Genomic DNA, 17,256 nt, shown 5'->3' with positions numbered 1-17,256 from the left:
CTTTTCCTAACCCTGGCGCGTTCAACGCAGGCCAGTTAGGAAAAGTCCCCTGGCACCTTTTGGGTTTTTATTTTGCGGGTGGTTTCTGATAGTTTTTGGAATTGGATTTCTATTTTTTGCCAGTTGAGGGGTAGGAATTCGTAGTTGAGGCGGTTTGCCCATTCGATGATTATTAGAGATTTTTGTTGGCTGAAAAGATCCCAGAAGCCGGAACTTTCTAGGTCGTCGTCGTCTTTGAGACGATAGAGGTCTAAATGGTCTAGGGACTGACCTTCGGCATTTTCGTAGCGTAGATGGATGGCAAAGGACGGCGACTGAACGTCGCGCATGCCTAGGAGTTCGGCAATCAACTGCACCGAAGTTGTTTTACCAGCCCCCACATCACCACTCATTAAGAGGATGGTGCGATCTTTAAGGGCCGGTAAAAGTTCTTTCCAGAACTCTTTAAGTTCACTGAGATTTCTCACTGTTCTTTCCGAGTTCAAAACGTCAGACATTACTTTAAGATCTTTCTCATCTTACTGACGGAAGCTTGAAGACCGTCTTCCAAAGCATAACAAATCAACGAATGACCAATATTCACTTCCTGAAGATGAGGAAGTTTATTTATCAGCTTTGCATGCTGATAATCAAGACCGTGTCCCGCATGAACGTTCATTCCCAAGTAGTGGGCCCATTCAGCAGCGTCTACAAGGCGCTTCCATTCTTTTTCTTTTTTTGCACCCGTCAGTAGAACCCATTTTCCCGTGTGCAGCTCTACAGCGTCGGCACCGATCTCATAAGAGGCTTCCACTTGTTCAATGGAAGGTTCAATGAACATCGAAATTTCAATTCCGATACGTCCCAGCTTTTCAACCATGGGGGCCATTTTCTTAAAGCCCTTCTTTACGTCCAATCCACCTTCGGTTGTCAGCTCGGCTCTTTTTTCCGGAACAAAACAAACCCAGTCAGGACGATACTTCTTCGCAAACTTCACCATTTGCGCAGTGGCAGCCATCTCTAAATTCAGAGGCACAGGGCACACCTTAGAAAGAACTTTAAGATCTTCCAACTGAATATGACGACGGTCCTCACGCAAATGAATGGTGATTTGTTCGGCGCCTCCTTTAACGGAAGCTTTAACGGCATCTAAAAGACTAGGATAAGGCGTAGTTCCGCCTCTCACTTGGCGAAGCGTTGCCACGTGATCTACATTCACACCCAAACGAATTTTATGTTTCATATTATGATAACTCTTTTTCTAAGAACGATGCGATCTCTTCAGCAAATTGACTGATCTGCGTTTTATTTGAACCTTCGACAAGAACCCGAATCACCGGCTCAGTTCCCGAGAAACGAACAAAAACGCGTCCCTCGCCGCCGAGTTTCTTTTCGATGCTAGCAATCAGATTGTCATAGCCGGCAATCTCATGAAGCTCCATACGGCGTTTAACGCGACAGTTGATTAAAACCTGAGGCATGTCTTCAAAAACATGGTTCAGCTCGCTCATTTTCTTACCGGTTTGTTTCATCACCGCAAGAACACTTAAAGCGGCAATACAACCATCACCCGTTGTTGTATGATCCAAGAATATAATATGACCGGACTGCTCGCCGCCCAGATTGTAGCCATTTTTTCTCATCTCATCGACAACGTACTTATCACCGACACCGGTCTTAACCAGCTTGATGCCAGCTTCGTTCATGCGCTTTTCCAAGCCGAAATTGGACATCTGAGTAGCAACAAGAGTGTTTCCTTTAAGAAGTCCGCGCTCTTTCATATGCAAAGCACAGATCGCCAGGATACGGTCGCCATTCACGATATCACCTTTTTCATCCACCATGATCACGCGGTCGGCATCGCCATCCAGACTGATTCCCACGTCCGCACGATATTGAATCACCGCTTCGGAAAGTTTTTGTGGATACAGGGCGCCGACTTTGTCGTTGATATTGGTTCCATTTGGATCATCGCCCAACTGAATAACTTCAGCTCCCAACTCCTGAAACACAGAAGGCGCCACTTTATAAGAAGCTCCATTGGCCGTATCCAAGACGATACGCATTCCATCCAGTGTGTATTCAAGAGGGAACGTGCTCTTCACATAAACGATGTAACGACCTTGAGAGTCATCAATACGCTTGGTGCGGCCGATCTCTTTACTAGGAGGCAGAAATTCCGTCAGGTCTTCTTCAAGCACCAGACGTTCAATTTCCTTTTCCATCACATCTGAAATTTTAAAACCATCCGGACCAAAAACTTTAATACCGTTATCATGGAAGGGATTATGAGACGCAGAGATCACAATACCAGCTGCCGCTCTCATCGTTCGAGTCAAATAGCCAATTCCCGGTGTCGGTAGCGGTCCTACCAACTGAACGAATACTCCCATGGAGTTCAAACCACTGGCTAAAGCCTGTTCAATCATATACCCGGAAAGACGCGTGTCTTTTCCGATCACCACTTTACGCGGAGACGTGACCGGTAAACCGTGCGTTTCCTTTTGTAAGAGATAACCAATAGCCTGGCCGATTTTGACAACCATATCCGGTGTCATCGGCCACTGATTTGCTGTACCGCGAATGCCATCGGTACCAAAAAGCTTCACCTTTTTTTCCACTTTACTGACCTTTTTGTTCGTCATTTGTCTGACCTCTTACCGGAACCACTTCGGCTTGAATCTGATTGGGGCGCACCCCCAGAATTCTTACTCCCAATGGGACCTCTATCTTATTCAAAGGGATGTCTACATAAACCACCCCTTCGCCCTTTTGTGAAATATCAAGTGTGATAGCCTGAGAAAGAGAGCTCTCCAAGAATTTTTTTAAGGAAGAACGCGGACCAGAAACTTTTACTTTGATATGGTCTGTCGTCTGCGCCACCACCTGCGTTCCCGGAGCCGTGATCAAATCAACATCAATGTTTTTACTTAACACAAAATCGCGTCGCCCCAAAATCGTCAACCACAAGATCAACGAGATAAACAAAGCCACAATTTTGTAGCTGAAATTTTCAGTGATAACATTGGACCAACGGCGTTTCACAGAACCTCTCCTTGCTGAGAGAAGGCTTTGTATTTAAGGCCAAAAGTTTCATACAGGGCTTTACGAATATCACCTAGCTCGACATTCGGGCTTAGATGTCCCCCTTGCACGATACCGATGGATTTATTTTCTTCAGAGACCACAAACACCAGCGCGTCGGTCTCTTCAGTCAGGCCGATCGCGGCACGATGACGAGTACCCAAATTTTTGTCCAACGCCGGGTTTTTACTTAAAGGCAAGAAACAGCCCGCAGAGTGAATTTTTCCGTTACGAATCAACACAGCCCCATCATGCATGGGGCTTTCCGGATGGAAGATGGAAGCCACCAGCTCCGCAGAAACCTTCGAGTCCATCTCGGTACCGAATTCGATGTGATAGTCGATCACGATTTCGCGTTCAACCACCACCAAAGCCCCGAAGCCTTTTTGCGCCGTCAGGATGACGCCTTTCGCGATCTCTTCGATAATCTGAGTTTCCTGAATTGTCGAAGCGTCGTTAAAGAAGGGATTGCTTCCGATGTGAGCCAAGGCACGACGAATCTCGCCCTGGAACAGGACAACCACAATCACAAAAAGATTTGAGAAGAATTTTTCTAAGATCCAATTAAACGTAAAAAGTTCCAGCCAAATACTGAGGATGTACCCGATGGCTAGAACTCCAAGCCCAGAAAGCATCTGGATGGTGCCGGTTCTTTTGATCAGAACCAGAATCCGGTAAACCACCATCCACACCAGAAGCATATCGACAGCATCTTGCACGCGCAGATGCTGGACGATAAATATCAAGTTGTCGACAAACTGTTGCAACATCAAGATGCCTCTAAAATATTAAAACGTTCTAAAAACCCGGCGCGAATACTAGACAGTCACGGGACCCGTGTTGCCAACAGGGTCAGATCCCGAAGAATCTTTTTTACCCGCTGTCACCACCGCGCCTAAACCGCCACCATCTCTTTTGTTGCTGCGATATTTTTCGATCTCGCCAACAGCAGCCCCGTTCACGAGCATTTCAACTTCGTGACCGTCGATAGTTTCGTACTCAAGAAGGGCTAACGCCAGTCTTTCCAAAGCATCCTTGTAATCCGTCAGAATGCGCACGGCTTTTGCATAACCTTCATTGATGATTTTAGAAACTTCCGCGTCGATTTCTTGCGCCTTGGATTCAGAGTAATCCTTATGAGTGTGTCCGTACTGCATTCCCAAGAACACAGGACCTTCGCGTTTTTCAAAGGCCAAAGGACCCAATTTACTCATACCCCATTGGCACACCATATGACGAGCCAAGTCTGTCGCACGCTCAATGTCGTTTCCAGCACCAGTTGTGATGTCTTCGAAGATCACTTCTTCCGCGGCGCGACCGCCGAACAAGAATGCGATCATGTTTTCGGCTTTTTGCTTCGACAAGGACACGCTTTCTTTTTCAGGCAATGTTTGCGTCACACCCAAAGCCATGCCACGAGGAATGATTGTCACCTTATGGATCGGATCCAGACCTGTCAGCTTTTTACCAACAAGAGTGTGTCCCGCTTCGTGATAAGCCGTTACACGCTTATCTTCGTCGGAAATAACCATAGATCTTCTTTCAGAACCCATGATGACTTTGTCTTTTGCTTTTTCAAAGTCTTCCATATCCAAATATTTTTTATCAGTACGAGCGGCGATCAAAGCCGCCTCATTCACAAGGTTTTCCAGGTCAGCACCTGAGAACCCCGGAGTTCCACGCGCGATTTTTGAAGGCTCGACATCAGGACCCAATGGGGTCTTACGCATATGCACAGCCAGAATCTGTTCACGACCTTTAAGGTCAGGCTTGTTCACCACCACACGACGGTCGAAACGACCTGGACGAAGAAGTGCGGGATCAAGAACGTCAGGACGGTTCGTCGCTGCGATCAAGATGACACCTTCAGAAGATTCAAAACCATCCATTTCAACGAGAAGCTGATTCAGAGTTTGCTCACGTTCGTCGTGACCACCACCCATACCAGCACCACGATGACGTCCTACCGCATCGATCTCATCAATAAAGATCAAGCAAGGGGCATTCTTTTTACCTTGTTCAAAAAGATCACGAACACGGCTTGCCCCCACCCCGACGAACATCTCGACGAAATCAGAACCCGAGATCGTGAAGAAAGGAACACCCGCTTCACCAGCCACAGCGCGTGCAAGCAAAGTTTTACCTGTTCCCGGAGGACCCACAAGCAGAACGCCTTTGGGAATACGTCCACCCAATTTTGTGTATTTTTTTGGATCTTTTAAGAAGCTGACGATTTCTTGCAAGTCTTCCTTAGCTTCGTCCACACCCGCCACTTCTTTGAACGTCACACGATTTTTATGTTCCGTTAGAAGGCGCGCGCGGCTTTTGCCAAATGACATGGCTTTACCGCCACCAACCTGGATTTGGCGCATGATGAACAAAAACATCGCCACGATCAGAATCAATGGCAACCAGTTCACAATCAAAGACTGAAAGAAACCGCCATTGTCGGCGCGTTCGTAGTTTGGTGTAATGCCGTTGGCTTGAAGAAATTTATAACCCTCATCTTGAGTGTTACCGATGATAGCAAAGTGAGTTCCATTATATTTCTTTTCAAACTCAGGTTTCATCTCACCGATAATTTCACTGGTGTCCTGACGAAAAGTAACAGTGGCAACTTCCCCGGCTTTTACAGCCTCGGTAAATTTCGAGAAGTTAAAGTCAGCAATCGCTTTTTGGTGCTTACTCTCATAGGCCTGAAACAGAAAGACAGCCATAATGATGAGGAAGAACCACAGCGCTAACGTTTTTTGAGTAGATCGCATTTCAGTTCCTTTCAAACGAGGTCTAAGTCACCCTCAAGGGTAACATGATTTAGGGGTCACAAACACCTGTCAAATCAGGACTGGACCTTAATTTGCTGTGCGTTAACTTCCCAATGACATCCGCCGACTTTGAATGTGATCACTTTTTGTGACTTGTCCAGACGCTTTTGTATTTCTTCGAGATGTGACTGCGAAAAATCTTTCTTTTCTAAGGCAAATAAGTATTGCGCTAGAAGTCGTTTTTGTTCGAAAGGACTTAATGTGAGATAAAAACCTCGAGACAAACCCTGTGTCTTATAAGCCTCATTTTGACTCAAAAGATCTCCCCAAGGACGGTTTTCAATCTCTAAAGCAATGGTTTCTAAAGAGCGAGCTAAGGCCGCCGAAGCTCCACGAGAGCGTTTTTCAAGAGCCTTCAGCCACTCCTCACGAATCCAGTTACGCAGAGGGTCCAGGGAGTCATTGCTCGGGTCCTCAAAAATGCGCAATTTTTCTTCACGTAAATATTTTTTGAGGTCTCGTTTTGTGACTTCCAAAAAGGGACGAAACTTCGCATCTTTTAGGACGTGCATCGCTTGAAACCCCTGGGCTCCCGTACCGCGAATCAAACGTAAAAGTCGAGTCTCCAACAGATCATCGCGATGATGCCCGGTCGCGAGAATTTGAAACTCTTGCTCGCGCATCAAACGCTCTAACGCTTCATAGCGAAGCTCCCGATATTCCGCTTCTGATTTAGCCAAAGACGAAGATTTCAGAGGGAAAAATTCAACCCCTAACTTCGCGCAAAGCTTTTCACAAAATACTTGGGCCTCCTTGCGATATTCTTGATTCACATCTTCGCCGTGATGAAAATAGCAGGCCCCCAGAAGATCTTTTTTATGAATTTTTGAAAGCACACGCAAAAGCGCCACCGAATCTGTGCCGCCAGAAAGAGCCACCAAAATCTTTTTGGTATTCAGAGAGTGTGTTTTTAAAAGTTTCCACACGTGATGATCTAAATCTTGCTTGGCTCTTTTTAACTTCACATTTACTCCCCGGCCACCGCCACGGTTTTGATATTGACGAACTCCAGAATTCCGAAGTGACCTAATTCTCGGCCGTAACCTGATTCCTTCACTCCGCCAAAAGGAATCCGCGGATCTGACTTCACATAATCATTCACCACGACAAATCCCGCCTGCAACTCTTTTTCAACAAGCTCTTCGCCTTTTTTTACGTCACCAGTAAAGACACCGCCACCCAAACCATAAGGCGAGGAGTTCGCAAAATCCAAAGCTTCCTGAGTGTTTTTAGCAATCAGAATGGATGCTACCGGACCGAACACTTCTTCGGCGTGCAGTTTGGGATGATTCTTTTCAAAAACCACCACGGTCGCCGGATAATATGCGCCTTCACCTTGCGGAGCTGTGCCCCCTAGAACGACTTTACCACCCCAGGATTTCAACTTTTCCACCTGTTCAATAATCGTTTTTTGAAACTTTTTACTCGCCAACGGCGCGATCTCGGTCCCTTTCATTTCATTCACAAAATGATGGATAAAATCCTTCGCAACTTTTTCGTGCACGATAAATCTTTTTCCCGCCACACAGCTCTGTCCGCAATTCACCAGACGAGCTTTGACACAAGTTTTTGCGGCCATCTCGACATCGGCGTCCTCCAGAACCAGATAAGCATCGCTGCCACCCAACTCCAGAACAACTTTTTTCAAGTTTTTGGCAGCCTCGATGGCGACAGATCTTCCCCCTTGAGAACTTCCCGTGAAGGTGACTCCACGAATGTGGTTATCCGCAATAACCTGCGCGGCCACGTCGTGATTGACCTGAATATTTCGTAAAAGTTTGTAGTTTTTCGTAAGATCAGAAAATATCTGACCGATCAAAGCCGCCGTCCCAGCGGTTAAATCAGCGTGCTTTAATAGAATCACATTCCCGGCCATCAATGCCGGAGCTGCGAAACGAATCGTCTGCCACAGCGGAAAATTCCAAGGCATGATACTAAAAACAACTCCTAAAGGTTGAAAGCTGACTTTTGCTTTTTTATAAGGAGATGAGGGCGCGGGTTGACTCTGCAGCATCTCGGCAGCTTCTTGCGCGTAGTACTCGCAAGTCATCGCACATTTTTCGACTTCGGCCTTTCCCTCCGCCAGAAGTTTTCCCATTTCTTGGTTCATCATTTGCGCCAGTTCCGTTTTGTACTGACGCAGGCTTTGCGCCAACTTGCGCAAGACATCTGCGCGCTGTTCGAAGGAGGTTTGGCGCCAGCTTTTAAAATCTTCACTGGCAGCCTCAATGGCTTTTTTCGCCTCTTCCCAAGATGTGTGTTGATAGGTATTAAGGGTTGCTCCCGTGGCGGGATTCACCGTGGAAAATGCATTCATGGCAGACCTCCATCCGAAAGGCTGCCACAGAATTTTCCATTTTAGGAGAACTAAAGAGTTGTAAATACTTGCGTGAATGAATAAACGAGCCCCATTAAAAATGCCCCCGTCATCGAGCCCCAAGCCACCGACTTATAGAACTTGCCAAGCTGCATGGCGGCCCGCGCATAAGGTCTTTCGGACGCCAACAGAGGAATAGGTCTGACGACAGTGCGAATGAACTGATGACAACACAGACAAAAAAGAACCACGGAGACGACGCTGAGAATTTCATTTTCCATGCTGACTTCTTCGGCAGGAAACTGTCTCAACTTGAGATCTACCTTGGTCGAGTTTTATTCGGTGTCTTTGGGAGTGTTTTCCTTTTTGATGATATCGATTTCAGCCGTGATTTTAAATTTGTGAGTTTCGGCGAATTTAGATGCTTCTTTCACAAAATCGATTTTTTGGATAATCCCCAGAATTTCCTTCGTCACACGATTGGTGACTTCTTCTTTGGATTTATTCGCTCCTTGAATTAGAAGATTCAAAGCCTCTTTTGGAAGCTTTAATTCCGAAACATAGGCGCGCAGACTTTCCTCGGTCATAAAAGCCGCACTGACTCCGGCCGTAAAAACTTTTTTTACCGTGTCCCCCAGAAGACCTTTCAGATCTCCTGAGTTTGAGTCCTTTTCATCTTTCCGGTTTGAATCATCAGACGCCATAAAGTTGTTTTACCCGCTTGTGATAACTACTAATCATATTGGGAAGATTCACACTGACCAAGGCGTTTGCAATAGGACCGGGAACAAACATACTGAAGGTGGCCTCTACAGAGTAGGTCGCACGGGTTTTCCCAGCTTCATTTTCCAACTTCCAGGAGCCAACAGAGGTCTTAAAAATGTCCCCAGAGGCAAATTCCCACGTAATGCTCTGAGACGCGTTTTCCGTCATCCACAGACTGTACTTAAAAGACTTCATCACTTGCACGTTGTATTCAACAAGCTTGCGATGGCCTTCGGACTTTAAAACTTTGCACTGTTTTACCTCTGGTAAAAACTCGTGATATTTTTCATAGTCGGCGATGATTTTATAAAACTGTTCGGGAGTACAATTAAAAACTTCGGTGGTTGATGCTTTTGCCATAAGCTAAGTGTGGCTTTTTGCTAACACTGAGTCAACGCAGGTCTGGACCCGCGCCCTCAATATGTATTATGTTGCACTATCTTAAGAGCTGGATTTTTTAAAAAGAGCCTCTGCCGCCGCTCGTAATGCCGCTGCTTTATCGACACCTCCGCCACTGCCTTTGCGTGGCGTGAAGTAGTCGCAGAAGTTGGCGCGATCTTTTTCGCGAACCACATCAGCTTGGGGTTCGCGGCATTCATTGTAGACTTTGGGATCATAGTGTTCGCAGTTTTTGCAGACATGCACATCGGCACGACAGTTGGGACACTCTTCGCGGCGACCGATGACTCCGGTAAAAGCCATCTCTTTGTTGCAATTAAAACAGAACAACTTACTTTCCATTATTGCGGCTTCTTGTTCAAAACGTGATGTGCTTCCACGTTGCGGATGGTGCCCGTCGCCGAACGCATCACGATGGAATGAGTTTTCGCCAGTCCTCCAGGCATAAAACGCACCCCTTTTAGAAGAGATCCATCCGTCACACCTGTCGCGATAAACATCACGGGTCCTGAAGCCAACTCATCAATCGTGAATTTCTTATCCAGGTTCTTGATGCCCATACGCGTGGCGCGTTCTTTTTCTTCTTCATTTCTGAATTTCAAACGCCCTTGGAAATCTCCACCTAAACACTGCATGGCCGCCGCGGAAATGACACCTTCCGGAGCTCCGCCAATTCCTAAAAGCAAATCAATCCCGGTATCATTCCAACCGGTTGAAACCGCCGCAGAAACATCACCATCACCAATAAGATTGATGCGTGCGCCCGTGGCGCGAACTTCCGCAATCAATTTTTCGTGACGTGGACGATCTAAAATCACCACAGTCATTTCACTTACGGATTTTCCCGAAGCTTTTGCCACGGCTTGCACATTTTCAGTTGCGGATTTATCGATGTCGATATGACCTTTCGCCGCAGGACCACAGGCGATCTTATCCATGTAGGTGTCGGGCGCGTGCAAAAACTTCCCTTGCTCTGCCACGGCAATGACCGAAATAGATCCTGGTCCCCCGGTTGCGCAAATTGTGGTTCCCTCTAAAGGATCCAAAGCAATATCCAAAGCGGGAGATTCCTCGGTTTTATGACCGACTTTTTCGCCAATATACAACATTGGCGCTTCATCACGTTCCCCTTCACCGATCACGACAGTTCCGTTCATGCGGATATGATCAAACGCGCGTCTCATCGCATCGACAGCGGCTTTGTCGGCCGTTTTTTCTTCTCCGCGACCCACCCAGGTTGCAGATGCCAGAGCGGCTGCTTCTGTTACACGTACGAATTCTAAAGCCAGGTTTCTGTCCATGCGTCACTCTCCGCTGCGGCTTTCATTTCAGCCGACAATCTTTGTAATTTTAAATCAGGTCCTAATGCTACATGCACGGTCTTCGCAAGCGAACATATTTCTTTATTACGTCCGCGCAAACGATACTGCAAAACGATGCGGTTTCCCTCCGTTCGCCCCTGCACTTCGATTTCTAAGTCATCGCCAAAAAAAGTTGGTTTCAGATGCCGCACATGAGTTTCATAAACAGCAAACTGACTTGCCGATCCCGGCTTTTGATAGTCCAAGAGTCCTTTGGCGTGCGCCCACCCCACCCTTGCCTCTTCGTAAAAACGAAGGTAATTGCTGTGGTGAACAATCCCCATGAGGTCGGTTTCGTAAAACTGCACTTTGTGACGATGAATAAACATTGATTATTTCTAGTCTAAACGGTTAGTTTTAGTCAACCGGCTGCGGGGCCGTAAAGCAAAGTGCCCTTGGCAAAGAACGAAGCAGCCTCAATAAAGGACGATATGACAGCCACTGAATTTCAAAAAAATCTTCCCATGCAAATCACTCTGAGTCGTATCTTTGCGGTGCCTGTAATTGTGGCAATGATGTGGCCGAACACACTGCCCTGGAACATCGCTGCTGCGGTGTTTTTCATTCTGGCTTCGATCACGGACTACTATGACGGTTATTACGCCCGTAAATACAATGCCGTGAGCAATTTCGGGAAATTCATGGACCCGATCGCCGACAAAATTCTTGTCACCAGTGTCTTAGCGATGCTTTTGGCGCAGGGAAAGATCGATGCCTGGATGGTGATTATTATTCTGGCCCGCGACAATTTTATTGGCGGCATTCGCTCCGTTGCTGCGGCAGATCAAATCATTATTGCCGCCAAACCGGCCGGAAAGTGGAAAACGGCCATGCAGATGGTGGCCATCCCCATTGTAATTATTGGAAATTTAGAGCCCTATCTGCCTTATTTGGACAAAATTGGTTACGGCGTCTTGTGGATCAGCGTCATTTTGAGTATAACCAGCGGTATTGAATACTATTTAGGATATCTAAAAAGCCGCAAGGCGTAGTGGGCATTTATGCTTTTGCATTTTTCACCTAGCAACTGGTTCTTCATTTTTTTAGCTCTTCTGCTATCGAGCTATTTGAAGATCGCATCGGCGAAAACGCAAAAGCCTGTTTACTTCGCAAGTTCTTCTTTCAGTTCTATTCTTCGTTAATGCGCATCCACGACTTTATTCGTCTTCTCTTTAAATCTTAAGAAATAAAGAGGGACGAATGATAAAGAAAAAATCAACATCATCAAAAACATCAGTTGCGTAAAACTCAACATAAAAACTTGGTTTTGAATCCGACCGTACAAGCTTCTTAACGCCGCTTCAGAGCCCGTTGCCATACCCAAACCTTCGCTCATTTTTCCCGCAAGCCCCGTGGACGATGAATAGTAGGCATTTTGAGTCTGGGGATTTAATAGCGATACTTTAGCAGAAAGATCCAGGTAATTCTGATGACTGTTTTTTGTTAACAGAGTTCCAATCAACGCAATCCCGACACTGCCACCAATTTGCCGAGCCAAGTTCAAAAGTCCTGAAACCTGCCCCATCTCGACACCCTTGAACTGACTTAAAATGGAAGAGTTGATCGGCACAAATAAAAACGCCATCCCAAATCCGCGCACAAACATCATGTTCAGCACATCACGTTCTGAGGAAAGAGGTGACAATCGCGTCATCAAAAATAGACAGACTTCCAGCGACACCAAACCGACAAAGATCAAAACCTTCGGATTCGTTCCCTTGAACATTTGCCGTCCCACGAAGGGCATGACTGCCGCCGTCAGAAGAGAGCCGGGAATAAAAAGCATCCCCGTCTGAGTGGCATCCAAATGCAAAGTGCGTCCCACGAAAATCGGCAGAATGAAGACCACGCCGTAAAGAAAAAAACCGACCATCGCCATGAGTGCTACGCCGTTACTGACAAGCGGCTTTAAGAAAAGGCGCACATTGATGATAGGATTTTTAACTCGTAACTCCCACCACACAAAAAGAGGCAGGCTGACTGTGGCGATGATGGTGTTCACTAAAATCATCCGTGAAGCAAACCAGTCTTCTGCTTCTCCTCTTTCAAGAACGAACTGCAAACAGCCGATTCCCAAAACCAGAAAAGTCAGACCCCAGATATCCAGCTCATGTTTTTCCTGATGGGTGGATTCTTCTTTAGGACGATTGAAAATCACCGCCGCGCCAACGAAAAAGGCTAACAACCCCAAGGGCAAGTTAACATTAAAGATCGATCGCCAACCAAAGTTATCGGTAAGATATCCGCCTAAAGTCGGCCCCAAGGTGGGCCCAATCATCACGCTCATCCCGAAGATCGCACCGGCGATCCCCGCTTTTTCTTTAGGGAACTGCTCATAGATCAAAGTTTGTGACGTGGGCAGAAGGGCCCCGCCAGCCAGTCCTTGTAAAATACGAAAGACCGTCAGCGTTTCAAGATTAGGCGCCAGACCGCACGCCACCGAAGTCCCGGTAAAGAGCAAAATACATCCAAGGTAATAGGTTCTGCGCCCAATGCGCTCTCCCAACCAAGCAGAGACCGGCAAAACAATCGCGTTGGCAATAGCGTATCCGGTGATCACCATACTGATATCTTCTAAAGTCGCACCCAGATTCCCCATCATAGAGGGTAGCGCCACGTTGACAATCGAAGCATCGACGATTTCCAAAAGAGAAGCCATCACCGCCACGACAATAATCAGTACGGATTCTTTTTTCATACAGCGACCTTAGTGCTTATGCACTTTAACAAATGCAGACAAGCCCGCTTTCAAAGCTTCCACTTCTTCTGCCGTGACATTTTCAAATTTAATTTTTACGGGAACACGCTGAACAACCTTCGTGAAGTTCCCTGTCGCATTATCTGGCGGTAGCAAAGTAAACGTCGCCCCTGTCGCTGAACTGATTGATTCAACCACGCCGACAAAACTTTTTCCTGAAATGGCGTCGACGTCGATATTCACGCGCTTACCCGGTTGCACACCCTCAATTTCGGTCTCTTTGAAGTTGGCCGTCACCCAGCGTTCGCCAGAATCCACAAATCCGATCAGTGGAACGCCTGGCGCCGCCAACTGCCCCACTTCGACAGATTTTTTTGCAATAAAACCATCTGAAGGCGCTTTGATTTTGGTGTTTTCAAAATTAAGTTCTGCTTGCGCGACCTGTGCTGACAGAGCTTCAAATTTCGCTTTGGCTTCCGCAAATGCCGTGGAAGCACCGTCATACTGCTGCTGCGACACCACACCTTTTGATAGAAGCTCAGAAAGTCGTCTTTGATTTTTTTCAAGATCCCGCTTGCGCGCCTCGACGGAAGAAAGTTCCCCGCGAATCTGCCGAAGAGTGTTTTGATAATCGCGTTCATCCAGTTCAACCAGAAGATCGCCTTGTTTTACGCGCACACCCTCGGACACATGCACGGCCTTGACGTACCCGCCGACTTTTGCAGCGATCATCACCGAGTGAGCTTCCACTTGAGCATTGTCCGTCGTGACATACATAAAGTGCTCATAAATAAAATAAAGACAACCGACGGCAGCAAGAGCCCCGATTCCTGACAAAATCTTTTTCTTCTTATCCATTTTTCAACCTCAATTAAAATCAACCAATTTTTGACCGGTGCTAAGCTCTAGATTCACCAGGGCTTCGAGCGCACCCATTTGCGCATTCACAGAACCGGCTTTGGCCCGGTAAAGTTCGGCCTCAGCATCAAGAACATCCGTATTTGTGCGCGCACCGACTTTCTGACCCTCGCGAGACAGACGAACACTTTCTTCTGATTTTGCGATGTCGTTCTGACGAGCCTCGTAGACCGCACAGTAATAGAGATATTTTCTTTTCCAAAAATCGAAATCACGTTTGGCTTTGAGCTCGGCTTGACGAAGAGTTTTTTCAGCTTGATATTTTTGTTCAATACTTTGTTTAGAACGTGAAATCGACGTCATGCCATCAAAGATATTCCAGGTCAGACTGATCCCGTATTGCCAGGCATCGCGAAAGCCATTTTCATAGTCATCGAAGCGATCATTGCGATTATTATAGTATTGATACTGCCCCACCAAAGCCAGACGAGGAACCCAGTACTTTTCTGCGGAGTCTTCCTGATGACGAAAACCTTCAGCCTTTTGTCGCAAGGCCTGTAAATCTTTGCGCTCTTCAGGACTGAACGCACTTAGTTTCGCGACAAGCTCCGGCTTCAGGCGAGGTAACGCGCCTTCAACTTCAGAGACATCCTCGTCCTGTCCCAGGGCTTCACTAAGACGAGCTCGTGTCACTTCTACATTGTCTGTCGCATTTAAAAGCTCAGACTGCGCTTCACTCATTTGCACTTCGACGCGCAAGACATCGTAATTTGTTGATGTCCCGACCTTTTTGAAAAGTCGCACGTCCTTCAGATGATCATTTAAGGCCCGCACATTTTGTTCGGCCACGGTCTTGAGTTCTTTGGCGGCTAAGGCCTTATAGAACAGAACAATCACTTCACGTTCCACCTGAAAACGCGTCCAATCAAAGTCGTTCTTAGCAGAATCTGCAAAGGCCCCGGCACTGAGATAACGATGGGTGCTGGCAAACCCATCAAAGATCGACCACTGTGCCGTCAGATAAAGATTCGTTGTCGGCACCACTTGTGGAATCGTCAGCGGCGTATTGTTCATATTGACGTCCACCAATGCATATTTTTTATCAAACAGATAGCTGGCGTTTGCCGACAACGTCGGCAAGAAGCCCGCATAGGACTCTGTCGATTTCCACTGGCTTTCTTTATATTGAGATTCCGACTTCTGCACTTTCGGCGACTGGGATAAGGCGGTGTTGACGGCCTCATTCAGCTTAAGACCTTCCGCGAAGGATTTAAAAGAGACGAAGCATACAAGCACAGACAGAAGCAACTTGAGTGAATTCATAAGCCACCTAATTATGCGATAGTTTTAACATCGAACCGTTTGCTTCGCAAACGATTTGTGGTACTATCGATTGAGTATAAAAAACCACACCTTTTGATTTCATAGGAGGTCACTTTGAAAAAAAATGAAGCCGGCTCAATTCCGACGTGCTATGGCGGCGTTCATCCAGCTTTAAAAACCTCTTTTGGCTATTCTTTTATCAAAGCGGCCATGAAATACCGCTCCATGCTCTCACAGGAACTTGAGAAACATAAACTTGTGACTGCGCATATCGGGATATTAAAACTTTTAAATCTGTTTGGCCCCGCAAGCCAGATCGGATTGGGACAAGATATGGGAATCGACAAAGCGTCGATGGTGAAGTTTATTGATGGCTTAGAGAAAATGAAATGGGTGCGCCGCCTTCCTGACAAGATCGATCGCCGTATCAAATTGGTTGAGATCACACCAAAAGGAAGTGACGGGCTGAAGAAGATTCTTGAATTGCACAGCCGTGTGACGGAAGAATTTCTTTCCCCCCTTCCCGCGAAAGAACGCAAGGCCCTGCATGAGGTTTTGAATAAACTGACTTAAAGAGACGCTTACGGAACATCGTAAATCGTTCATTTCATGAAGGTTTTTCATTCTGACGTAAACACCCGGAACACTTTCAAGGTAAATCCGCGGCGTTTTTGAGTCTGTGAGTGACACTCGTAAAATTCCCGTCTAAATCCTCGGCCATGGCAAAACACCACTATCGCGACTATCTTCTTAAAGAACTTGAACGCCGACAAAAGAAAAATCCGTCCTACTCTCTTCGTGCCTATGCGCGCGACTTAGAGGTCCCCTGTTCTCGTCTCAGTGAAATTCTTAACGGCAAAGTGGGTCTGTCTGAATCCCGCGCCATGAATCTTGCGGTAAAACTGAACCTGGCTCCTTCGGAAAAAGATTTTTTTATTGATCTGGCTTTGTCAGAACACGCCCGTAGCGCCGTGCTTCGCGAGATGGCCTTAAAACGCGTGCAGGCGCGCGAAGAAGCTTTCGAAAAAATTGGTGAAGATCAATTTGCAGTCATCTCTGATTGGTATCACACGGCCATCGCCGAGCTGATGCATCTGGATCAATTCACCGCCACCCCCGAAAACATTTCACAACGCTTGGGCCTGACTTTAGATACGACCGAAAAAGCTTTGGAACGTCTGGAAAATGTCGGTCTGGTTACAAAATCCAATGAAGGCACCTGGATGCCGAGTTCAAACAAGTATTCGTCAAGCTATGGCGCCTCTTCCGAAGCCGCCCGCACCTTCTTTCAGCAGATGCAGACGAAAGCGTCAGAGGCTATGACACCACAAAGTGGTAAACGCTGGGACATGGGTTGCACCTTGGTTCCCACCAACCGTGATAAAACCAAAGAGATTGCAAAAAAAATCCGCAACTTCCGTCTGGAAATCATGCAGGAGTTGCAAGACTCGGATAACAAAGACTCTTTATTTGCGCTTTCCACCAGCTTCTTTGAAGTCACGTTTCATCACGATTAACCACTACCCGACTCGCATCCGCGACGCTCGCGGATGCAGGGCATCTGAATCATTTCCCAACAAAACCTTAAAGTTTCCCAACACATTCCCGTAAGTATCCTGATTTGAAGAACGTCTCGCTTCTTAGTAG

At 46.8% G+C, this 17,256-nt stretch carries 20 protein-coding genes; 3 read left to right on the top strand and 17 right to left on the bottom strand.

What is annotated here, in order from left to right:
- Positions 1-35: 35 nt before the first annotated feature.
- The 14 genes from tsaE to OM95_RS11900 form a co-directional block, all read right to left on the bottom strand.
- A complete protein-coding gene (tsaE, locus tag OM95_RS11965; protein ID WP_041874118.1) occupies positions 36-497 on the bottom strand; it encodes a tRNA (adenosine(37)-N6)-threonylcarbamoyltransferase complex ATPase subunit type 1 TsaE in 462 nt (153 codons plus the stop codon).
- Positions 497-1,222, bottom strand: coding sequence for a pyridoxine 5'-phosphate synthase (locus OM95_RS11960; RefSeq protein ID WP_041874116.1), 726 nt, complete (start codon positions 1,220-1,222; stop codon positions 497-499). Before OM95_RS11960 ends, tsaE begins: the two co-directional genes overlap by 1 nt.
- 1 nt (position 1,223) lies before the next feature.
- Positions 1,224-2,600: a phosphoglucosamine mutase gene (gene glmM / locus OM95_RS11955; RefSeq protein ID WP_041874161.1), complete on the bottom strand. Its 1,377-nt coding sequence runs from the start codon at positions 2,598-2,600 to the stop codon at positions 1,224-1,226.
- A gap of 1 nt (position 2,601) precedes the next feature.
- Positions 2,602-3,024 (bottom strand): hypothetical protein, encoded by a 423-nt coding sequence (locus OM95_RS11950; protein ID WP_041874113.1) that lies wholly within the window; start codon positions 3,022-3,024, stop codon positions 2,602-2,604.
- Positions 3,021-3,833: a diadenylate cyclase CdaA gene (gene cdaA / locus OM95_RS11945; RefSeq protein WP_041874111.1), complete on the bottom strand. Its 813-nt coding sequence runs from the start codon at positions 3,831-3,833 to the stop codon at positions 3,021-3,023. The genes OM95_RS11950 and cdaA overlap by 4 nt, the downstream gene beginning before the upstream one ends.
- Before the next feature lie 48 nt (positions 3,834-3,881).
- Positions 3,882-5,828 carry an ATP-dependent zinc metalloprotease FtsH gene (gene ftsH / locus OM95_RS11940; protein ID WP_041874109.1) on the bottom strand — a complete coding sequence of 649 codons (1,947 nt, stop codon included), beginning with the start codon at positions 5,826-5,828 and terminating at the stop codon, positions 3,882-3,884.
- A 74-nt stretch (positions 5,829-5,902) separates the two neighbouring features.
- The gene (gene tilS, locus OM95_RS11935; protein WP_041874107.1) at positions 5,903-6,853 is read right to left on the bottom strand and encodes a tRNA lysidine(34) synthetase TilS; all 951 of its coding nucleotides are present in this window, start codon (positions 6,851-6,853) and stop codon (positions 5,903-5,905) included.
- 2 nt (positions 6,854-6,855) lie between these two features.
- The gene (locus OM95_RS11930; protein ID WP_041874105.1) at positions 6,856-8,205 is read right to left on the bottom strand and encodes an NAD-dependent succinate-semialdehyde dehydrogenase; all 1,350 of its coding nucleotides are present in this window, start codon (positions 8,203-8,205) and stop codon (positions 6,856-6,858) included.
- A gap of 50 nt (positions 8,206-8,255) precedes the next feature.
- On the bottom strand, positions 8,256-8,486 hold the full coding sequence (locus OM95_RS11925; protein ID WP_291516250.1) for a hypothetical protein: 231 nt from the start codon (positions 8,484-8,486) through the stop codon (positions 8,256-8,258).
- Positions 8,487-8,540: 54 nt separating this feature from the next.
- Entirely contained in the window at positions 8,541-8,909 is a 369-nt protein-coding gene (locus OM95_RS11920; protein WP_041874100.1) for a hypothetical protein, read from the bottom strand.
- A complete protein-coding gene (locus OM95_RS11915; RefSeq protein WP_041874097.1) occupies positions 8,899-9,330 on the bottom strand; it encodes an SRPBCC family protein in 432 nt (143 codons plus the stop codon). The genes OM95_RS11920 and OM95_RS11915 overlap by 11 nt, the downstream gene beginning before the upstream one ends.
- A gap of 81 nt (positions 9,331-9,411) precedes the next feature.
- On the bottom strand, positions 9,412-9,711 hold the full coding sequence (locus OM95_RS11910; protein ID WP_041874095.1) for a hypothetical protein: 300 nt from the start codon (positions 9,709-9,711) through the stop codon (positions 9,412-9,414).
- On the bottom strand, positions 9,711-10,670 hold the full coding sequence (gene glpX / locus OM95_RS11905) for a class II fructose-bisphosphatase (RefSeq protein WP_041874093.1): 960 nt from the start codon (positions 10,668-10,670) through the stop codon (positions 9,711-9,713). Before glpX ends, OM95_RS11910 begins: the two co-directional genes overlap by 1 nt.
- A complete protein-coding gene (locus OM95_RS11900) occupies positions 10,649-11,059 on the bottom strand; it encodes a thioesterase family protein (RefSeq protein WP_041874091.1) in 411 nt (136 codons plus the stop codon). The genes glpX and OM95_RS11900 overlap by 22 nt, the downstream gene beginning before the upstream one ends.
- 135 nt (positions 11,060-11,194) lie before the next feature.
- Here OM95_RS11900 and pgsA point away from each other — a divergent pair, with 135 nt between their 5' ends.
- A complete protein-coding gene (pgsA, locus tag OM95_RS11895; RefSeq protein ID WP_291516248.1) occupies positions 11,195-11,722 on the top strand; it encodes a CDP-diacylglycerol--glycerol-3-phosphate 3-phosphatidyltransferase in 528 nt (175 codons plus the stop codon).
- A gap of 146 nt (positions 11,723-11,868) precedes the next feature.
- Here pgsA and OM95_RS11890 read toward each other — a convergent pair whose 3' ends face one another.
- Genes OM95_RS11890 through OM95_RS11880 form a run of 3 tightly spaced genes read right to left on the bottom strand, consistent with a single transcriptional unit; the run spans position 11,869 to position 15,609 of the window.
- Positions 11,869-13,428 (bottom strand): DHA2 family efflux MFS transporter permease subunit, encoded by a 1,560-nt coding sequence (locus tag OM95_RS11890; protein WP_041874085.1) that lies wholly within the window; start codon positions 13,426-13,428, stop codon positions 11,869-11,871.
- A gap of 9 nt (positions 13,429-13,437) precedes the next feature.
- Positions 13,438-14,286 (bottom strand): HlyD family secretion protein, encoded by an 849-nt coding sequence (locus OM95_RS11885; protein ID WP_291516247.1) that lies wholly within the window; start codon positions 14,284-14,286, stop codon positions 13,438-13,440.
- A gap of 9 nt (positions 14,287-14,295) precedes the next feature.
- Positions 14,296-15,609 (bottom strand): TolC family protein, encoded by a 1,314-nt coding sequence (locus tag OM95_RS11880; RefSeq protein ID WP_041874083.1) that lies wholly within the window; start codon positions 15,607-15,609, stop codon positions 14,296-14,298.
- Between the two features lie 114 nt (positions 15,610-15,723).
- Between OM95_RS11880 and OM95_RS11875 the strand changes: the two genes are divergently transcribed.
- Positions 15,724-16,182, top strand: a complete 459-nt coding sequence (locus OM95_RS11875; protein WP_041874081.1) for a MarR family transcriptional regulator — start codon at positions 15,724-15,726, stop codon at positions 16,180-16,182.
- A gap of 110 nt (positions 16,183-16,292) precedes the next feature.
- On the top strand, positions 16,293-17,126 hold the full coding sequence (locus tag OM95_RS11870; protein ID WP_291516245.1) for a TIGR02147 family protein: 834 nt from the start codon (positions 16,293-16,295) through the stop codon (positions 17,124-17,126).
- The last annotated feature ends 130 nt before the right edge of the window (positions 17,127-17,256 follow it).

This window comes from Bdellovibrio sp. ArHS (genome assembly GCF_000786105.1).
Classification (GTDB): Bacteria; Bdellovibrionota; Bdellovibrionia; order Bdellovibrionales; family Bdellovibrionaceae; genus Bdellovibrio.
This window is presented reverse-complemented; position numbering and strand designations above follow the sequence as displayed.